Here is an 18,457-nt window from a genome sequence, read left to right on the forward strand (position 1 = left end):
GTGAAATGCCCCGCCCTTGGTTTAGTGGGTTATATTTATCTTTCTTCTTATACAGCAATAAGCAAGCTGCCCGAAACGTTTGAAGTCCTCTCGTATGGTGAATAGTCAAGCTCAGGATGGTCAGCCTTGAACTTGTTGGCGTTGAACGATAGCCTTGTGGTCGGAAGTTTTCTCGTCAACCGCATTGTGCCTGTATCCCATGTTTTCACTCCCATGCTTTCCATGTCCTCCAAGATTTCAGACTTGATTTCGCTCAGTCTTGCCTCCGTTTCGTTCTTGGTCTGGATGAGCCGCCTGATGTAGTCCTCCTGCTCCCTGTACTTTTCGGGGATGGAATAAGGGTTAATGAACTGCTCGCCTTTTATATCTGCATCCAAGAGTTCCTTGCAGATGTCACTTGGTATCCTCTCAACCGGCATGATATTGCTTATGTGGTCGAATGCCCCGTCTGCCTTTGCCTTGTTGCGGATATGAAGGATAAAGAGCCTGTCAACCTTTGCATCCTTATTTTGCAGCTCGAAGAAATAGGCATAAATAGAGAGTTGCCACCTTGCTTTCTCCAGCTTCTCCGGTGTCATTGTTCCGTAAGTCTTGATGTCGCCCAACGAAAAAGTTTCATCCGAGCTTCTGTAAACCTTGTCTATGTTGCTTGCACAGTTCTCCCCGTCAGTAACCGTGTATTCAGACCTTTCATGTACCAGTCCGTTTTCTTGACACAAACTGATATAGTCCAGTACCTCTTGTGTCCCGTCGTTTATCCAGCTTGAATCAAAAAGCTCTATACTCTCATGAACTTCAGTTCCGTACCTTGCAGCCTCTTTTATTACGGTGTCAGGTATCCCATCGAATTCATCAGGGAACAGTTGCCTTTGCAGCATTCCCGTAATTCCCGATAGCTGTCTGTTTCCCAGCCAATATTCGTGACGCTCCTTGTCGAAAAGAACGCCGCTGTCTTTCAGTTCAATCCTTTCTGTTTTCATTTCCTTTGATTTTTAATTTTTAATTTGCAAACTATGCTGCCTTCAACTGGTTCTTCCTTTCGGTGAACAGTGCCTTTATTTCAGAGTTACCCTCCACTTCGGTTTGGTGCTGTCTGTAAAGGTTCATGAGGGAAGTGTTGTCGTTGCATAGTGAAAGGGCAGTCCTTATCCCCGAATACTTGTCAGTGGATTGTTGGGGTGTCGCAGCTGTCGGTGAAGGGGTCATTGCCCTTGAACGCCTTGTTGGTTGCTTTTTCTGTTCTTCCTTCTCAACAGGCATGGTCTCATCATTTGGCAGATCTTCTCCTGCATAAACGTAAAGTCCCAATCCGAACATTGCCAAGTTTTTAACCAGGCACCTCATTATAGCCTTATTGACATCGAACATTGTTGCTGCCTGTACCGTCTTTTCAATGTAGGCCTTCTTGTAAATGTCGTAAACTTGGTATGTGTATGGCTGTTCCTTCATCGCCTTGTTCTTTGCGTCCATCACTGGCAGCCACATTTCGTAAGTTTTCCCATCCGCAGTAACCTCTGTATAAACCATGATTCCAATAGCAGAATCGTTGAAGAAAGGAAGGTTGGTATTTGCATCCTTGATAATCCTGTACGTTGCGTCCGGATATGCCCTCTTGAACTCAGCCCATGCGTTTGCCCAAGACAAATAACTTAGTTTGTCATTCTCCCGTCTTTCAAGTTTGTCGGATAGGTCGAGTGAATAAAGGGCGTCGAACATTGCTTTCCTCTTTTCCTCGTCTGTTGCGTCCTTCGGTAATACAGGTCTTTCAAATCTTGTTTTTGTCATTGTCCTATATTTTTAAAGTTATTATTGATTTAAGTTGAACCAAACAAAAAAGGAGGGACACACTTGTTCTTATTTTTATTGTGTATCTCTCCTCTTGTAAGTGATTTTGTTTAGCCGTTTCCTTAGTTGATGAACCAGGAATAGCCTTCGTTGTCCTCGCCGTTTATTGCATTCTGTATCCCTATCGCAAAGTCGGTGCAGTTTTGGTTCCTCTCAAGCCATTTGTCGATATAGCTTTGTTTGACCGCCTCGTTTCCCAACTGCATAAGGTTCCAGCAAGTAAAGTCCCCTCCGCTTGTTATTCCGAAATCAGGGTTGGTTACGTAATTCCTTACCATAGCATTTACAGCCGTATCTCCAACAATAAGCTGTGGCAGTTCCTTTTGCTTGTTCATGGGTAATGCCTGGTACAACCTCATCCGTCCTATTATCTGGCAAAACAGTTCTTCGGATATTGGCGTTGTCCGTAAATCTTCAAGACTGTGTAAAGTGTTATCCATCCCCGGCTCAAAACCACCGAACAGCTCAAAGGTCTTCTGCATTATGTCAGCCTCGGTCAAGCATTCAATAGTACCCGAATAACCGTCGCAAGTGAGCATTAGGTTTGAGCATACCCTTACTTGCCAGCCTACGAACACCTTGAACTTCATCGCCGACTTCCTGCTGTATAATTTGTCCTCATTATAGGCTCTCACCCCACCTATGCAAAGATTAACTGTTTGGCCGTTGATGGTCCTTGTAAGGTTCAGTACGTGGCAACAGAAAGCTATCCTTTGATAGAATACTGTTTTTTCTTTTTCGGTCAGTTCGTATGCTTTCTTGTGCTGGGCAGATGGAATACGACCGATGATGGGATGTGAAACCCTTAACTCGACCGGCGTAAGCTCCCCGAACACATTGCTTGCCACCTTTGTAACAGCTGATATGAAGTTCTGGTGGCTGATAGTCAATGAATTATCGCTGAACGTTGGTATGATGTTCTTTTTCGTAAGTTCTTCAAGCGATATTTCTTGTGTGTTGCTCTCGATGAAGTGCGGATGTCTTTTACCTCCACCGTCATTCGTCATAACCTCACCTTCTAATGGCATGGTTATAGTCTGTTGGTCGTTGTTGTTTGTCTTCATTTTATTTATGTTTTTATTGGTTTTACAATTGATTTACCCGATGTTGAAGAAATAAAGGACCGGACTTTGGGGCATTCTTATTATTTTAGCCTTGTTGTCCGGTCGGTTTGCAGCTGTGTCATTGATTGGAACGATGCTGCATTTCGTTGTTGTCTTGTTCTTCTTTTTCATTTTGATTTGGTTTAAACGGTGAAAAACTAAGGGGGCTTTCGCGATTCATAAAGTTTCACGATTACCCCCTGTAATTTCCTTATTCCCTTCAAGAGCGTTGTTATTCCCTCGAAGAGATTAATCAGAACGTCTAGGTCTTTTCCCTTAAGCACTCTCAACGCTGTTTGTCCCTGCTACCGTATCCAATGAAGCGGTAGTTTTCTTGTTCCTGTACTTGCCAATGAGACTTTTGCTCAAGTCAATGGCCTCGATTAAAGTCACGGTTACTACCAATACTTTGTAACCTGTCCTTAAAATGTTCCTGATTTCCATAATTGTTTTGTTGTTTAAAATGATTAATAATAAATGTTTTCCTAATACACAATTAAGGCTTTCAGGGTTTCTCAGACGGAAAAAATTAAAAGTAAAAAGGTAAAAAAGTAAAAAGGTGAGAATGAAAAGGTAAAAAAGTAAAATGGTAAAAAGGTAAAGCGAAGGTGAGAAGTGATGAAAATAAAAAAAGCCGAAACACCCGGTTCTTCACCAAATGTCCCGACCATTGCTTTAGGTTCCACGTACTTCCAAAAATCTACACATGAGGTAAAAGCAGGTCATACGCTTCGTCACCAAGACCTTAAACTGACAACTTTTTCTTGGTTGCCTTTTCCACAAATTCTTCATCCGTGGTGCCTCTTGCCTAATTTGTGTTCAGCCTATGAATTTGTTCTTTTTCTCTTTCCACAAGCCGAACGATAATCCGAACCAGCTGTTTTCTTGGCTGTCGGATAAGGGTGATATTTGTGTATCATAATCCCTCATTATTAAGGCTTTGAGGGCTTCTGAGACAGTTTACTCTTAGAAGACATGTATATTAACGGTAAATTGAAGTCCGCTACATGTTTTTGTCAAGAAGTGTTAAACAGAAAAACAGTCGGTTATATTGGCATGCAAAATAATGATAATGGCGGTTTTTAAGAGGAATGATATTGCAAGAGTATCCTTCAATATGTTTGAACAATAAAATATTCTTAATTACGGTGACCGTTTACGTCTGAAAAACCGTAAATTCCTTATATTTGAAGAAAATAATCATCTTTTTATGGGGCAACTTCACAAAAAATAGCTAAATTTGCCAACGGCTTCGGGGAGAAATCCGGAGTTACAGAAAGGCATTTGAGCTTTAGTTCTTTATTCTAAAATCGCCAAATTTAAGAATCACCAAAGAACACAAGTGAAGGATGCCCCTTTTGCTGTTTTCGTATATGAACGTGGACGGAAGAGAAATTCTGTCCATGTCGTCATATCGTTACGGCGTGGGGTGATTGTTTTCTTCCGTTCTTTTGGTGACAGTGTTTGGCGATACTGAGAATATGAGAGCGTGAGCGATAATCAAGTCCGCGCCTTTTCTGTATGGTAACGTCAAGTATAACAGCTGAATTTTGGCGGATTTATAGGCAGTAAAAAGAAAGAATTATGAGAACAATACGACTCTCTGTTTTATTTATAGTTTTATTGCTTATTCCTTTTTTCAGTAAAGACGCAGCAAAAGGATGTACTCTGTCAGTAAAAGAAGAAATACATACATATCCGCAAGAAAATAAGGGTATATTTGTATTAGGGAATAATCACTTTATTTTAAGCTCGTGGAAGGATATTTACGAAGAAAAAACTTTGTATGCAGATTTTGACAAGGATGGAGAAAAAGAAACCATAATTGTCGGTGCAGACCATCCTAACGGAACGAGAGTCGTTGGAATGAAGGGAAAATATGGCGTAGATTTATTACAATTTAATACTGAGGACTTTTTTGATGCGGAAGGCAATATAAATAAGAACTGCTTTATACAAACATCCTATTTTGATTTGGATAATGACGGAAAAGACGAAGTCCTGATATCTTTAAGCGATAAGACGATGGGTGTTATGAAAACAGCCATTTACAGAGTCCGTAATGCGGAAGAGGCCTCCTTTAAATTGGTGGGTGTTATTGACGAACAATATAAAATGTATCTGGAAGATAATCATATTATTGTGCCTTATGGCTCTCAAGGGTTGTTTGGAGAATATATGTATGATAAAGGTATATTATTTGAGGCCATACATGGTGAATGGTAATAACATTGTTTTAAAAAGACATAATAATAACCCGTTGGCGGAATTATTTTAGCAGCCAAACGATGGCTACAGTTTCAAATGATGACCTTTAAGCTTGCAAGACACGGCTTTTCGCCTGTCAAAAGGTAACCTTTAGCACTACAAAAGGTAACCTTTTGCAAACTTGTCGGAAGCGGGCGGGAACCGTAAGTAAGAAGCATAAAAATGCAACAAACCGTAATCTTCCTACCATAAGAAAGTACTAATAATTCCGCCAACAGGTAATAATAACGTTTTATATCGGATCAGATTAGGAAAACAATATACTATGGCTATAATAAAATCTATTTATTGGGAACAAAACAACCAAGAAGAACTGGTTTACAAGTTCCCGTTCAATAACGTAACGATGGGCAGCGTATTGACTGTTAATGAAAGTCAGGAGGCTTTCTTTTATAAAAGCGGAACGCTGTGCGATTCGTTTACAGCCGGAAGGCATGTCTTGTCTTCAGCAAATCTTCCAATCCTTCAGCATCTTATAAACATACCAAGCGGTGGAGACACTACTTTTACGGCTGAAGTGTGGTTTGTCAGCAAACTCGACAAGAGGAATATGCTATGGGGGACCGGTGGGCTGCGTGTGGTTGATCCGTATTTTCAAATACCAATCAAACTTTCAGCCAGAGGACAATACGGAATCCGTATATCAGATGGAGGCTTGTTCCTGAAAAAGCTGATTGGTACCATCGGCTTTGCAAGCACTGACTTGATAGAGGAACAGTTCAAGGTGGACGTAGTGGAAGCAGTGAAGGTTTCCATAGCAAAGTTCATGAAGGAAAACAATTTTACCATTAATGACTTGGGCTCTGAATACAAGGCGTTGTCAAAGGTTGTTTCAAAAGAACTTCAGGCAACATTCGATGAATACGGTGTACAGCTGTTGAATTTCAACTTCGAAGATATTAATTTCGATGAAAATGACAAAGGTTACCAAACTGTAATGGAAGGTATAGCCGAACAAGCCAAACTGAGCAAACTGGGTGTAAGCTATCTGCAACAGAAGCAGATAGACATAGCCCAGACAGCAGCAGGCAATGAGGGTGTCGGAACTTTCATGGGAATTGGTATGGGATTTGGAATGGGTAATAATATAGGCAATATGGTGGCAGATTCAATAAGGCAAAGCGGTATTGCCACGCCCCCACCACCCATGTCGTCATATTATGTGGCAAAAAACGGACAGACAGTTGGTCCTTACTCCATGGATGTCATACAAGGAATGATACAGCGCAAGGAGATAGTAAACACCACATACGTTTATAAAGTTGGAGGAAAAGAATGGGTTTTCGCCGGAAATGAACCGGAAATAGCCCGCCTGCTGTCATTGTTGACACCTCCACCACCTCCTTCGTCAATGTAAAGGTTAACATAAAAGCATAAAAAAATGAAAGACAAAATTATACAAGGTTTGATTCTATTGTGTGTAATGATAGGCACGATAGTTATATTTCATCTGATTTTTGATGAACATACAAAGCTGTTTTATATAAATGTAATAACAACATGTATCTGTGAACTTATATTGCTGGCAAATATCCCCATTCTTTCAAATGCAAGGCTCTTGACGTTTAAGAATGAGGCTGTATCCACTATTCTTGATATTTATGCGGTTGTCCTTTTCTTGTGGACTGTGATATACAGCCTGTTCATTGAAACAGAAGACGACTTTGACATATTATATATAGGGATGATTGCCGTAAGTGTTGTTTTCATTGTTGCTTTCGGAATGGTGTCTGTTGGCGGTAACGTAATGTCGGATGAGGGAAAAAGACAAAAATCCCTTTCTGCTTACAGAAAAGATTTTCATCAGTCATTGGACAATTATTATTTAAGTGTTCAGTCTATTATGACTTTAGATAATTCCATCTGGAAAGATGAAACACTACGTTCTATAAAGATAGTATTGGATAAAATGACAAGCATTCCTTCTGTGAAACTTGATAGAAACGAGAACTTTATAAGCGAAGCAAACGGTCGTTTGGAAGACATAAAGAATTTATTACAGGAATTGTCTCATGATGGCTGCGAAACAGAAAGCGTAAGGTCGCAAATAACAAACCGTATTGAGCAATTAAACAATTATGTTACGGCAATAAAAACATCATTATAAGAAATTATGGAGAAAGAAATTAAATGCCCGAATTGTGGTGGAAATAAATATTCAATGATTGATGAAACGTCCGCAAAATGTCTTTATTGTGGGACAAAGTTTAAAATAGAGGAAAATGAATCACATGAAGAGCCTAAAACACAGCAGGACGTGCATACAAATTATGAATATGTTTCAGGAGAGGAAAAGCATGTTCATCATGAGCAAAACCAGAAGAAACATGACAGGAAAAGAGGCGTAGCCGGGGCGTATGCAATTGTGCTTGGAGGTTTAGGGTGGCATAAATTTTACTTGGGACATGCTTGGCTCGGAATACTTTATTTAATTTTTTGCTGGTCTTGGATTCCGACAATCTTAGGATTGATAGAAGGAATTATATATCTGACAATGAGTGATGACGAATTTGATCAAAAATATAACTATTGATGTAATTTGTTAGATTTGAAGATAAGTGAGAATTAATTGGGTATAATACTTTAATGATATGAGTGAAAATCTATATTCGGAAGCTATGGCCCTTTTCAGGAAAGGGGATTATGAAACAGCTTTGGCCATGTTGATAAATTCTCATGAAAAGTTATCTCTAAAAGAAGAACAATTGGTCGAAGTATGTAAAAAGTCAATAACTGACAAGTATTATTACATTATCAAAGAATGTATTGAACAAGGAGATATATCTAACGCACGTAAGAAAAAAGCTGAATACGAAAGCATTTATAATTTTGATCCAAAAATTGCTACTTTGGAAATTCATAAAAAAGAATCTGGTAGGAAAGTAAAAACAGGTAGAAATAGGAATATTGGTGCTAATGCTTTTAGCCGATTATTTCATTCCAAATCAGGCATTAGCATTATTATTATCGTACTTGTTGGTGTCATCTCATTTTTAGTTTGGAGTTTAAATAAAAGCGACAATGTAAGTAAGCAACAAAACTGGAATGTGGATACATCTGCTGTTGATTCAATAGCTTTCGATTCTACTGCTGTAGATACAGTGCCTTCCGATTATGCTGCTGTAGAAGAAAAAGAAATGCCCGACAATTTTGAATTTGAAAATATCAAAGAACGTAAAGAAAATTATGAGGCAGATATACAGTGGCCTGTTGCAATGTCAGGTATCGATGACATAACAGATTTACAAAAAAAAATTATTGAAAAAGTATTTAATAGTAATTATAATAGTATAGAACACTGTATTGCAAAATTCTTTGAGGGATGTACGGAGGGTAAAGTAGAAATACAATTCTTACAAAAAATTAATGATTTATATGTATTTAAGGCCCATCTGTTTGCCGATTTGGGAGGTGGAGCAGGTGCTGCAATCGTGTCGAACAATATTTATATTTATTATGATAAAAACCTAAAGCGTGCATTAGGAATAAACGATATAACAGATAATTATACTGCTATGTTGGATATTGTCAACCAACGCATATCTTCATCAGAACAATATGATTCAAAAGCTGAGGAACTGCCGGATAACTTTGTTCTGTCAGATTCAGGCATTACATTTGTTTTTCCGCAGTACAGTATTGGAGCCGGTTATTTAGGTCAACCAGAAATTTATTTTGGTTATAATGAACTGGCAGATGTTCTTACAGATTCGTTTAAGAACTCAATAGGATTATAATTCATGTTGAGATAAATCCATTTGACATTATAGCTAACGCATCGGGAGTAATTTCTTGGTGCGTTTTTTATTTGTCTGAAAATGACGTTTTGCGCTTGAACAGGTGTCAAAACCTTATCTCTGATGAAAACAATATTTAATGTTAGAAACTGTGTAACGGATTCTGAAAAAACAAAACGCGCTTGAGAATACATGAAAACCTTACTCTTGAAATGGGAAACATAAATTTCATTGAAATAAGAAAAATAACAATGGTCAATTTATTGAATATGCTCTTCGGTTGTTTTTCAGAAGGCTTGCCGGGGCGTCAGGTTGTTGATAATACGAAAGAGACTTGTCCTGATGTTATCGAAAAAACAGGCAATGGAAGATATGTATCCGACATCAACGCATTGAAAGCAAAATACGGAGACCGGTTCATGACCGGACTCTGCATCGAAACGACCTTGCAGGTGATGCTTGGAGTATGTCCGCGTGAGAGGAAACGCAGTGACGCTTACAAAGGACTTGTCGGATACCTGAAAAGAAACTACGGTATAAACTTAATAATACGTTCACAAAAAATAAAGAAAAGTATGAAGAAAAAAGTTTTTTTAGTGGGCAAGGTTCGTGAGATTGAACCTGACACCATTATGAACATCCAACAGGAGATACAGAATGAGTTGGATAGTGTTACAAATGAGCGCAGGGTTGTTTTCTCTGTTGCCAATCCAAAGGAAAATGAATTCGAGTTCATTTTCGAGCGTACTTCATTGCAGGACTTGGTCAAGAAAGACAAGATAAACTCTGCCGATGCCGATACCATAACAGGCACGGGACTAAATGGCTTCATGATGCCGGAACCATATCCAAGCGTACCTTTTGGAAGTTATTTCAACACCTTCATCGACACGGATTGTTTCATCGACAGCTACAAGGAGTCGGCAAGGAAGTTGGGCGCAAGCCACATGAAGACAGCCTGCGTCGAGATAACGCCACAATATGCAAAGCTGAAATTGGCATATTGATTTGGGTGGACAATACAAGGGGAACGTGCCGTCAGGAGGAATAATCCTGGCGGCATTCTTTTATGCCTGGCTCTTATCCGCCGTAAAATGACAAAAAGGGGATATGAAGCCCCCAAATTCTTACTTGTGTATAAAAAAGAAATATTATGGAAAAAGTAAAAAAATTAGTTTCAAAAAATCAAGAAACATCAGTTTTTATGAAACATGTAACATTAACCCAGCGAATCAACTGCACAAAGTTCAACCTTGGTTATGGAACAGTTGACGATGTAGTGAAAATCATCAGGGAAGGAGATATCCTGATGAATGATTGTGAATATAAACAGTACACCTTGAAACAGGCTGTAGAGCACATCAGGACTTTTAAAACAAAGGCCGAACGACAAGCGTGGAAAGAAAGACTGTTGCCTGCCGTGGCTTATAATGGCTTGTTCTCGGAAGTGGAAAGGCACCATCTTACGCAATATTCAAACATTACGGCTATGGACTTTGACAACATCCAAACCCCTAATGAGATGGGGCATTTATGGGGAAGGCTTGTAATGATTCCCTGTGTCTGCTGTGTCTTTGTCACACCAGGCGGAGATGGGCTTAAGGCTTTGGTCCTTCACGACAATGCAGACCCGGCAATGCATGGGGACTTGTACGGGCAGCTATTGGATAAGTTCAACATTGTAAACCCTGACACGAGTTGCAGGGACTTGGCAAGGAGGAACTACCTTAGCTATGATCCGTACATCTGGACAAACCCCAATCCAGTGCCTTACCATTACGTGCCGACAATAAAGCCAATCAACCAAGTACAGCAAATAAGGCAAGCACAACCTACGAACCATTATGCCCAAACAGGAAAGGGAAAATCGGACAAGAGTAAAATAGGCATAATGAACTCTGTCTGGAAAAGGAACAATCCCGAATACTGGCAGGAAGGACACAGGGCTTGCAGCATCTTCTATTTGGCTTGTAAACTTTGCAGATGGGGAGTTGACGAGGACTTGGCTTTGGAGTATTTCATCAAGGGCTGGGAAAGCGATACAATGTCGGAAGATGAAATAACAGGCCATGTAACCAATGCCTACAAGACAGAGAAAGACAACTTCGGCACTGTTGATTTTACGTTTTACAAAAAAAACAAGGTGAACAGTGAAAAAACACTGCAGGGGATGAAGCCCAAGGTAAACCGAAGGCAGGTGTCCAACTATAATGGAACAAATGGATAACCAACTCAGGCGGCGTTGACCTACATCTTACGAAAGAGAGAAGAGATGCAGGATTTTTTCCAGAAATAAGGGATGATACTTATATATGTACCATATTGAAAGAAAAAAGGTTGCATACTGTTAACCATGAAGTAGCTTATGTGCAGCTTTTTTTAGTTGAATACCGGTTAATACTTAAATACAATGAAATCCAATGGTAAAACAGTTGCATCCTGTTAACTTTGATATAACCAATGTGCAGCTTTTTATGGATTGAACTTTAAGCCACAACATCTTTCTTCTTTCGTTTGAAGTAGGCTTGCGCCGCTTAAGCAAATGAACAATAAAAGTAAAACAACAATGCGTTCCGTTAACATTGTAAATATTGGTGGAACGTACAACAATAACAATTTAAAAGATAGAAAAATGGAAAAATATTATGATATGCCCAAAGGTTGCAGGTACATGAGTGAAGACACAGACCTTCTTCCTTACTTGCGACAATTCAACAAGTTCATACTCAACAAGACCGTTACAGGATGTGGAGGTACATCGTTGTTCTTGAATTCAAGTATCGACGTGGTAATAATATCCCCACGCTTGCAGGCACTGAAAGACAAGCATGAACAACACCCAGACACATTCTTCTTCCACTCACATTATACAAGCAACGGTAAAGTGGCGGAAGACATAAAGAGGTTGATGTCGGAGCTGAACAGTTACATAAGTTATTGCGGAAGCACACCGTTCACCGACAGGAAATCTGCAAAGATACTCGTAACATTGGATTCATGCGAAAAAGTAATTGACGTATTGGAAAAATGCGGCGTTATAGACAGGTTCCTTTTCGTGGTTGACGAGTTCCAGTGCCTTATGGGTGACGCTACTTTCAAGGGAACAACCGACGTGAACTTCCTCATCCGTCTTGACAACGAGGCTAAAGACATCTGTTACCTTTCCGCGACACCCATCCCCGACATGTACCTTGACTTTGTTCCGCAATTTAATGGCCTTCCGTACATAAAGCTTGAATGGGACCCTGACGTACTTGAAGAACCAAACGTAAGGGAGATACAAATGAAGAAGGACGAGAGCGCGGAGAAAATCTGTAGTAGGTTAATAAAGGATTTCAGGGCTAACGGGTATTTTGCGAGAAAAGTGGTAAACGGACAGGTAGTTTATTCAACGGAGGCCTGCATATTCCTTAATGAAGTAAGGTCAATAATAAACATAATCGTGAAGAACAACCTTAAGCCCGACGAGGTTACGGTATTGTGCTCCGAAGGGAAAGTATCGGGGTTGCCAAAGGGTTTCAAGACTGGAGGTTTGTGTACGGACAGGGACAATCCATGTAACAAGACATTCACGTTCTGTACCAAGGCTTCGTTCGAGGGAGTGGATTTTTACTCAACAAACGCAATGACCTTCGTATTCATCAACGCTGGTAAGGAGTGGCAGACCTTGGACATAATGCTCGACATACCGCAGATACTCGGTAGGCAAAGGCTCGACATAAACCCATTCCGACACGATGCTATCATATATTACAAGACAAAACCGGACTGTATGACCAAGGCGGAGTTCGAGGCACAACAAAAGGCGATGGAACTTGAAACAGAGCGGTTTATCAACGACTTCAACAGCGCTCCTGACTCGATGAAGGAAAGGCTGGTAAAACTGGTCCGTGACAGGGCTGAAGACAAGATGTTCGTTGACGATTATGTTGACGTATTGCAAATGAACGGAAGGCAGACGCTCGGGATAAACACTCTCGTACAGGTTGCAAAATGGAACCAATGGAGGCAACGCACTCACTATTACTCCCATTCCTGCAAACTGACAACAAGCATACAGTCGGCCATAACGATGAACGTAAAGCCGCAGAAGGTGAAGGACTTTGAAACTTGGTATTACTCGGCAAAAGGCAATGACAGGCTCAAAGGCTATTCAGATTTTCGCTACACATATCCTTGTTTTGACTCGTTCATTCTGCAAAACCCGTTCATCGACATACGCTATCATTCATGGTTCAACATGTTGGGCTACAATGAACTTGTGCGCCTTAACTTCGACTTACAGAAAGTTGAACAGGAATATGACTATTACTGCAATCATGAGCCGATAATACAGAAGTGCAGGGAAACGTTTACGGTGGGCAACTTCTACACAAAGCCCAAGGTGAAAAGCATCCTCCAGCAAATCTATGACAGCCTCGGTCTTGTAGGGAAGAAGGCAAAGGCTGCCGAACTTGAAAGGTACATGAATGTCAAGGAACGTATGATTACCGATGACGAAGGCAACAGGAAAGAAGGTTACTTGATACTGCCATAATTTCACCGTGTTGTAAAATGCCGTAAACCGCCTTGTAAAACACCGCAAATCGTCCTCCGTTTAGCCGCCTTTCACCGTGCAATCTGCCGTATATTGCAAAATCAGGGGTGTAAACCGTCAATTTTATATAATTTGAATGTGGTTCTATGGCAGTAAGACACTGTGTAACAATGGATTAAGTCGCGTGATAAAGACAGATGGCATTGACACATAACACCCAGTTTACACCCCTCCGAATGACAGTTTACACCCCATGAAAGACAAGTCTACACCTTCAAAAAAGAACATGAAAAAGCCACCCCAATAGAGGGTGGCAATTATTTTTTTTGCTAATCAATTTAGGCTGTTCCCATACTTTTTCAAGGCGTTTCTTACATCGTCTTTTTCCATGCCCAGTTTCTTGGCAATCGTTCCATAGCCTATGAAATTACCTTTCTCATCAGTTTTGCCATGTTGGTTGTACCAGTATTCCAACTCTTCGTCAGTAAGATTGCGTTTGTGTTTTATTACGGAATGTGAACCTTGTGCAAGTTCCTCCAGCCGTTGTTCCTTGTCAGGACTGCTCTTGTAGAGGAAACGCTCCATGCAGTAATTGGCTATGTAAACCGCCAAGTCACATACCTGCCTCCTCTTTTTCCATTCTTTCGGGCCTGGACAACCGGCCATCATGTGCATTACCATGGCACAGCGGAAAGCCATGCATGCGATTCGTGGCGAGATTCCTTTCCTTGCTTTGTCATTGCTGTGGAACATCGTATCAAGCCATTGCTTAAGTACGTTATTAACATACGACAGGTCTATTGTTGTTTCCGTGGCAGGAATGTCCATACCATTTTCATCGGTTTTGTAACAGTATTTTTTACGCCATTCGTCTATCTGGTCTTGCATGGCAGACAACTTTTTAGGACTTATTTTATTGAAACAGGATAGTTTATCACTAATCTCAGGTATTACAACGAAACATATTCTTGACGCGGTACCGTCCTCATAATCTCTTTCTTTGAATAAGCGGTCTATAGCCTTTGGCGTTCCGGTAAATGTATAATTCAGATATACGGGGAACGACCCACGTGCGTATGACTTTGTATTCATACTGTCCTGCGTAATTTTTTCATTGGAAAATGCCTTGCGTAACAGTTCTGTTGAAATCCCGCCTTTCTTGTTGATACTTTCATTCACTGCATCAATCTCGGTTTCCATGATGTATATGTGCACACCCTTGTTTGAAGCCAGCATCGTCTGAAATCTTGTCCTTGAAACTTCTATGCCTGTAGTCTGTATGATCTTGTCAAAAGTTTCATCTTGCAGCTTTTGGCTATCATTTTTTATGACACGGTCAAACAACAAATTGAATATATCGTTGAACGTTCCTTTACCTGAACCTTGTGCGCCCTCTATTACGACTTGTACGCTCGGTGATTGTTTTTTGCCATCAAGATACTCAGCACGAACTTTTGAAAAACACAATCCTCCATACATAGATGATATGTGCATAAGCATTGCCTGTCTGAAACTTTCTGGGCAACAGTTAAGTATTGTAGCTAAATGCGGAATTGCTGAATACTCAGGCATGGGGCTTTTCGAACTGAACACATCTTGCCACTCGCATAAGGAAATTTTGCGGACTTTGTCTACAGTCCGTTTGTTTATATGCTTATATTCTTGGTCAATTTCTTTCTTTGCGCGATAGAGTTCCAGATCTTGCTTGTTGATTTTTTCATGCTTCCGTATATCAACTTTCGCCTTATGGTCGTCAACTTTCATCTTGTTCTGAGTTTTCTTGTCTTCGTGTTCATTTTTCTTCTTTGATTTTGCAAATAAAAGAATTAAACTTGTTACAAGACCCAAACTTCCTGTAATTGCAGCACACCATATAGCAGTGCTATTATTTTTTCCTGCACTGTTGTTATTCGATACATACCCGTTGTTTCCATTACAACAATTATTTGGTTGCTGCATAGAACTTCTTTTCATATTATTAATTCCCATATTACTTATTGATTTTAAATTTATTACTTTTCATATCAGCATTAGTAGCTGTTTTCTTTTTGACACTCGCAAGATGTTTATTTACACTGACAAGCGATACGTCATACATCTGGGCTATATCTTTTCTGGTAACACCTTGCTTCACCAACTTTGACCATTCACGTACCATTCGCTTAGTTATACACTTCCGAGTCTTACGATGCACCTTTTCAACATTGGCATATACACTACATGGTTCATCACTACATACTGGCGCATTCTCATTCACCACGCCTGCCTTCAATGGTTTATTGTCCAACCATTTCTTAAGAAGTATTGCTCCTACGCCTACTCCTAATAAGATAGTCATTGTCTTGGTCGTCTTCATTATAGTAAAATTTTTAAATTATGCCGCGAAGGTAAAATGTATTGATTACATTTGCAATTGGGACATATAGGGGATTGGGACACGATGGGGCTAAGCAGTGGTAACGATTTGACATTAAGAATGTTATCACACACTTCTCAATTGATTTTATCATAGGGGGATAGGGACAACACATATAGCATAGAAACAAAAAAGCGATACATAACTGTACCGCTTGAAAAAATAATAAGACTTGAATGTGCCTAAGGCGTGACAATGTCTTATTTATGATGATTGCTTTACAACACCCTTTATCATGCATTCAAAGTCTTTTAACTGCTTGCTTTGATTGCTCTTTCTCGTCTTCAGTTGTTCCGGCTTGATATCACCCTCTGTTGTCCTGATGAACCGACATATTATGATCTTCTCAAACTCCGTCATTTTTACACCCATGGTTTCAAACATAGTGTAAAGCATGGCATAATTAGGAGCTTGGGATTTAGTGGTTTCCAGCCACGTTATTTTATTCTCAACAGCATTTGTTGTCTGATTGAACATAGCCAAGAACGTAGATTCCGTATCATTATCTCCGCTAACACATCCTTTTTGTGACACAGCATTGAATACAGCCTTGATTTGGTTTGGAGACAAAGGTGTTATGAGAAAACAGTTTATGCTAAAGCCTGTTCCTAACTCTATCTTCTTTTTTTCACAAACAACCTTGGTAGTATTCCATAGCGAGTCCAAATAGTCCAAGCATTCTTCTTTCCGCTCTTTAGGTAGGTTGGTGAATTTTTTATAATTGATTATATGTGAAGCCCAAATTTTATGCTTATTAACTTCGTTTTTGACAAAATCGTAATCTGATACTTTTATATCGTTGCTCCTATCACCGTCTTCATCGTCAGAAGGTTCAATGTGTTTGAATTTATTTAAAGCCTTATCCAGCATATCTTCTTGGGACATCGTGTCTTTTGGCTGGCAATCAAAATGAAAGGCTGGATATGCATAAAGCCAACATTCGTGTAAAAGGTTCATTGTATATATGATATCATCAACCTTCATCAGCCTATGCAAGTAACGTTCAAATGATATTTTTTCCGGCAACATACATTCCTTATCGATGATTGCACGCTTTAGTTTGTAACACAAGTCTTCAAGTTTTAAGACATAAAGCACTTGCATGACATCTTTCTCAACGACTTTTTTAACGACATTTTTAGCAATGTCTGTAATTTGTCTCTCGGTTAACTTGTCTACCATATTCGTTATTTTTATTGCTTGTATGAAGATAACAATGTGTAAAAATAATAAAACGATGTTTACAACTATTCCAAATTAACAAACATTATGATTAAAAACATCTGATTTCAGAACACTGACATTTTATTACCCTCCGAACACATATTTTACAACCTTTGCGTTGGCCTTGTTCTCGTTAACGAAGTCGCGCTCAATGTAAATGTCCGTTACCCTCATTGATTCATCGACATGATTGAGGGCTGCATGGACTGTGTATTTGTCAATGCCCACTTTGTTCAAGGCTATTGTCGCCCATGAATGCCTCGCAGCGTAATATTCCAAGTCGTCTATACCGAGTTGTTGACCGATTTCCTTCAGGCCGTAGTTGATTGCCTTGTTGAATGCCTTGTGGTCGGCGTAGTAGTGGTAGAAGTTGAAAAGCCGCTGGCCGGTCTTGTCCTTGTATTTCTCTATCAGGGGCAATATCAGCTTTGGGACAATTACTTCCATCCTTGCACTGTCCAATCGGCGGTCCTTTGTCTTGGTGCGGTTGTAGATTATCCTGCCGTCTGTAAACTCTTTGGCATTGTACAAGTCAACGGAGTTCATGCCCATAAGACAAAATGAAATGATGAAACAGTCCTTGGCCAAATCATATCGGCAAGTTCCTTTAGCTCCTTTCACCTTATTCTTATATGGCAGTTCCCAAATGGCTTTTATCAGTTGGGGTTGTATCGCACGTTTCCTCGTTGCTTCCTGGCGTGGTATTCGGAAATAGTCAAAGGGAGAATGGGGTATCAGCAACAGGTCATCTTCTATATCGTTATATTGCCTTTGTGCCTCCCTAAACAGATGTCTGATACAACCAATATACATAGAAACCGTCCTGTTAGATGGTATGCGTTTACCCGATGCTGCCAGCCTGCGGTTTCTTTCATCGCTTCGTCTTTTCAGATATTCAGCATATTTGGTCAAGAAAGCAACGTTAATTTCAGATATGTTCAGATGCTCCCTGCCAATGAATGACATGACCGACCTTATTGCAGTTTCATAAGTCTCAGTTCTTTTCAACGGTGCACGGGATAGCCATTCACGAGAGAAAGCGATGAAGTCTATTTGCTTTTCTTTCTGTTCTCCAAACTTCAGCAACTTAAAGATATGCTCCAAAGAATAGTGGTTAAGGTCTGTCTGCATGGCGTTACACTTGTTCTGGTAAGCCGTAAGCAGAGCCTCAATTTCCTTATAAATCTTTGTGTTTTTCTTAAAATCACCCGTCTTTGTCAGTTCTTCGGGTTTTACGAACAGACTTGTAGACAACCTTTTTACTTTACGATTGAGCGTGAATCGGAGTTTTACATTGTACGTTCCGTCAACTTTTTGGCCGTCTTTC

General features: G+C 40.0%; 18 protein-coding genes. 9 read left to right on the top strand and 9 right to left on the bottom strand.

From position 1 onward, the window contains the following. Window positions 1-47: 47 nt before the first annotated feature. The 5 genes from M3089_RS10205 to M3089_RS10225 all read right to left on the bottom strand — a co-directional run bounded on the left by M3089_RS10205 (window position 48) and on the right by M3089_RS10225 (window position 3,392). Window positions 48-980 carry a hypothetical protein gene (locus tag M3089_RS10205; RefSeq protein ID WP_249083881.1) on the bottom strand — a complete coding sequence of 311 codons (933 nt, stop codon included), beginning with the start codon at window positions 978-980 and terminating at the stop codon, window positions 48-50. 31 nt (window positions 981-1,011) lie between these two features. Continuing rightward, window positions 1,012-1,785, bottom strand: coding sequence for a Sak single strand annealing protein (locus M3089_RS10210; RefSeq protein WP_249083882.1), 774 nt, complete (start codon window positions 1,783-1,785; stop codon window positions 1,012-1,014). 122 nt (window positions 1,786-1,907) lie between these two features. Further along, the gene (locus M3089_RS10215) at window positions 1,908-2,909 is read right to left on the bottom strand and encodes a DUF3871 family protein (protein ID WP_249083885.1); all 1,002 of its coding nucleotides are present in this window, start codon (window positions 2,907-2,909) and stop codon (window positions 1,908-1,910) included. A 33-nt stretch (window positions 2,910-2,942) separates the two neighbouring features. Then, window positions 2,943-3,080: a hypothetical protein gene (locus M3089_RS10220; protein ID WP_249083887.1), complete on the bottom strand. Its 138-nt coding sequence runs from the start codon at window positions 3,078-3,080 to the stop codon at window positions 2,943-2,945. Window positions 3,081-3,224: 144 nt separating this feature from the next. Continuing rightward, window positions 3,225-3,392 carry a hypothetical protein gene (locus M3089_RS10225; RefSeq protein WP_249083889.1) on the bottom strand — a complete coding sequence of 56 codons (168 nt, stop codon included), beginning with the start codon at window positions 3,390-3,392 and terminating at the stop codon, window positions 3,225-3,227. A 174-nt stretch (window positions 3,393-3,566) separates the two neighbouring features. Here M3089_RS10225 and M3089_RS10230 point away from each other — a divergent pair, with 174 nt between their 5' ends. The 9 genes from M3089_RS10230 to M3089_RS10270 all read left to right on the top strand — a co-directional run bounded on the left by M3089_RS10230 (window position 3,567) and on the right by M3089_RS10270 (window position 13,490). Beyond that, a complete protein-coding gene (locus M3089_RS10230; protein ID WP_249083891.1) occupies window positions 3,567-3,815 on the top strand; it encodes a hypothetical protein in 249 nt (82 codons plus the stop codon). Between the two features lie 717 nt (window positions 3,816-4,532). Further along, window positions 4,533-5,174 carry a hypothetical protein gene (locus M3089_RS10235; protein WP_249083892.1) on the top strand — a complete coding sequence of 214 codons (642 nt, stop codon included), beginning with the start codon at window positions 4,533-4,535 and terminating at the stop codon, window positions 5,172-5,174. 307 nt (window positions 5,175-5,481) lie between these two features. Further along, window positions 5,482-6,573, top strand: coding sequence for an SPFH domain-containing protein (locus tag M3089_RS10240; protein WP_249083895.1), 1,092 nt, complete (start codon window positions 5,482-5,484; stop codon window positions 6,571-6,573). Window positions 6,574-6,597: 24 nt separating this feature from the next. Then, window positions 6,598-7,323 (top strand): hypothetical protein, encoded by a 726-nt coding sequence (locus M3089_RS10245; RefSeq protein ID WP_249083898.1) that lies wholly within the window; start codon window positions 6,598-6,600, stop codon window positions 7,321-7,323. Between the two features lie 6 nt (window positions 7,324-7,329). Further along, window positions 7,330-7,749, top strand: a complete 420-nt coding sequence (locus M3089_RS10250; protein ID WP_249083899.1) for a TM2 domain-containing protein — start codon at window positions 7,330-7,332, stop codon at window positions 7,747-7,749. Window positions 7,750-7,807: 58 nt separating this feature from the next. Continuing rightward, complete coding sequence (locus tag M3089_RS10255; protein ID WP_249083901.1) at window positions 7,808-8,953, top strand: RsiV family protein; 1,146 nt, start codon at window positions 7,808-7,810, stop codon at window positions 8,951-8,953. A gap of 182 nt (window positions 8,954-9,135) precedes the next feature. Beyond that, entirely contained in the window at window positions 9,136-9,960 is an 825-nt protein-coding gene (locus M3089_RS10260; RefSeq protein ID WP_249083903.1) for a hypothetical protein, read from the top strand. A 146-nt stretch (window positions 9,961-10,106) separates the two neighbouring features. Next, window positions 10,107-11,180, top strand: a complete 1,074-nt coding sequence (locus M3089_RS10265) for a BT4734/BF3469 family protein (RefSeq protein WP_249083905.1) — start codon at window positions 10,107-10,109, stop codon at window positions 11,178-11,180. 405 nt (window positions 11,181-11,585) lie between these two features. Beyond that, window positions 11,586-13,490 (top strand): DEAD/DEAH box helicase family protein, encoded by a 1,905-nt coding sequence (locus tag M3089_RS10270; RefSeq protein ID WP_249083907.1) that lies wholly within the window; start codon window positions 11,586-11,588, stop codon window positions 13,488-13,490. 333 nt (window positions 13,491-13,823) lie between these two features. On the opposite strand, the gene M3089_RS10275 is transcribed toward M3089_RS10270, so the two are convergent. The 4 genes from M3089_RS10275 to M3089_RS10290 all read right to left on the bottom strand — a co-directional run. Next, a complete protein-coding gene (locus M3089_RS10275) occupies window positions 13,824-15,479 on the bottom strand; it encodes a DUF3987 domain-containing protein (RefSeq protein ID WP_249083909.1) in 1,656 nt (551 codons plus the stop codon). Window position 15,480: 1 nt separating this feature from the next. Further along, window positions 15,481-15,846, bottom strand: coding sequence for a helix-turn-helix transcriptional regulator (locus tag M3089_RS10280; protein ID WP_249083911.1), 366 nt, complete (start codon window positions 15,844-15,846; stop codon window positions 15,481-15,483). 264 nt (window positions 15,847-16,110) lie between these two features. Then, entirely contained in the window at window positions 16,111-17,088 is a 978-nt protein-coding gene (locus M3089_RS10285) for a hypothetical protein (protein WP_249083913.1), read from the bottom strand. A gap of 126 nt (window positions 17,089-17,214) precedes the next feature. Then, window positions 17,215-18,457 (bottom strand): phage integrase SAM-like domain-containing protein (locus M3089_RS10290; protein ID WP_249083915.1); only part of this gene is annotated, 1,243 nt, incomplete at its 5' end.

This window comes from Marseilla massiliensis, assembly GCF_023336985.1.
In the GTDB taxonomy this organism is placed as follows: Bacteria; Bacteroidota; Bacteroidia; order Bacteroidales; family Bacteroidaceae; genus Prevotella; species Prevotella intestinigallinarum.

Excerpts from the sequence above, each read along its gene's own strand:
- M3089_RS10220 (WP_249083887.1), bottom strand. The coding sequence starts at position 3,080 with ATGAAAAAGAAGAACAAGACAACAACGAAATGCAGCATCGTTCCAATC.
- M3089_RS10280 (WP_249083911.1), bottom strand. The coding sequence starts at position 15,846 with ATGAAGACGACCAAGACAATGACTATCTTATTAGGAGTAGGCGTAGGA.
- M3089_RS10240 (WP_249083895.1), top strand. The coding sequence starts at position 5,482 with ATGGCTATAATAAAATCTATTTATTGGGAACAAAACAACCAAGAAGAA.
- M3089_RS10225 (WP_249083889.1), bottom strand. The coding sequence starts at position 3,392 with ATGGAAATCAGGAACATTTTAAGGACAGGTTACAAAGTATTGGTAGTA.
- M3089_RS10215 (WP_249083885.1), bottom strand. The coding sequence starts at position 2,909 with ATGAAGACAAACAACAACGACCAACAGACTATAACCATGCCATTAGAA.
- M3089_RS10285 (WP_249083913.1), bottom strand. The coding sequence starts at position 17,088 with ATGGTAGACAAGTTAACCGAGAGACAAATTACAGACATTGCTAAAAAT.
- M3089_RS10205 (WP_249083881.1), bottom strand. The coding sequence starts at position 980 with ATGAAAACAGAAAGGATTGAACTGAAAGACAGCGGCGTTCTTTTCGAC.
- M3089_RS10235 (WP_249083892.1), top strand. The coding sequence starts at position 4,533 with ATGAGAACAATACGACTCTCTGTTTTATTTATAGTTTTATTGCTTATT.
- M3089_RS10230 (WP_249083891.1), top strand. The coding sequence starts at position 3,567 with ATGAAAATAAAAAAAGCCGAAACACCCGGTTCTTCACCAAATGTCCCG.
- M3089_RS10245 (WP_249083898.1), top strand. The coding sequence starts at position 6,598 with ATGAAAGACAAAATTATACAAGGTTTGATTCTATTGTGTGTAATGATA.
- M3089_RS10250 (WP_249083899.1), top strand. The coding sequence starts at position 7,330 with ATGGAGAAAGAAATTAAATGCCCGAATTGTGGTGGAAATAAATATTCA.
- M3089_RS10255 (WP_249083901.1), top strand. The coding sequence starts at position 7,808 with ATGAGTGAAAATCTATATTCGGAAGCTATGGCCCTTTTCAGGAAAGGG.
- M3089_RS10210 (WP_249083882.1), bottom strand. The coding sequence starts at position 1,785 with ATGACAAAAACAAGATTTGAAAGACCTGTATTACCGAAGGACGCAACA.
- M3089_RS10265 (WP_249083905.1), top strand. The coding sequence starts at position 10,107 with ATGGAAAAAGTAAAAAAATTAGTTTCAAAAAATCAAGAAACATCAGTT.
- M3089_RS10270 (WP_249083907.1), top strand. The coding sequence starts at position 11,586 with ATGGAAAAATATTATGATATGCCCAAAGGTTGCAGGTACATGAGTGAA.
- M3089_RS10275 (WP_249083909.1), bottom strand. The coding sequence starts at position 15,479 with ATGGGAATTAATAATATGAAAAGAAGTTCTATGCAGCAACCAAATAAT.